The 422-nt window shown below is 63.5% G+C and carries 1 protein-coding gene; it reads right to left on the bottom strand.

What is annotated here, in order from left to right:
• Positions 1 to 80 precede the first annotated feature (80 nt).
• Positions 81 to 422 (bottom strand): transposase (locus tag BST44_RS29280; RefSeq protein WP_142263556.1); only part of this gene is annotated, 342 nt, incomplete at its 5' end.

The following is a 422-nucleotide window of genomic DNA, read 5'->3' as shown; positions in this document are numbered from 1 at the left end:
CCATGCTGCGCGACCACGCTGTCTACCAACCCGCAACCACTACTGCGGCGGCTTGACAACGTCATTGAGATTCTCCTATGTCAAGCCGCTGCCGATTGGCAAGGCTGGATTCGGTTTTGGTGGTCGGTGTGAAGGTGGTGAAAGACGATGCGGGCCAGGCGGCGTTTGAGGCAGCGTAGGGCTTCGGGACTGGAGTCGCCGGCAGTCAGCCGTTTGCGGTAGTAGGTCTGGCCCACACCGTTGAGGCGGATCTGGGTGATCGCGATGCGGTGTAGGGCGGCGTTGAGTTGGCGGTTACCCGAGCGAGTCATGCGGACCCTGCCCGCGGTGTGACCTGACCACACTGGGATCGGCGCCACCCCGGCATGGCGAGCGAAGGCGGCCTCGCTCTTGAAACGAGTCACTCCGGCGGTTTCCCCAAC

The sequence above is a fragment of the Mycobacterium scrofulaceum genome (assembly GCF_002086735.1).
Taxonomy (GTDB): domain Bacteria; phylum Actinomycetota; class Actinomycetes; order Mycobacteriales; family Mycobacteriaceae; genus Mycobacterium; species Mycobacterium scrofulaceum.
This window is presented reverse-complemented; position numbering and strand designations above follow the sequence as displayed.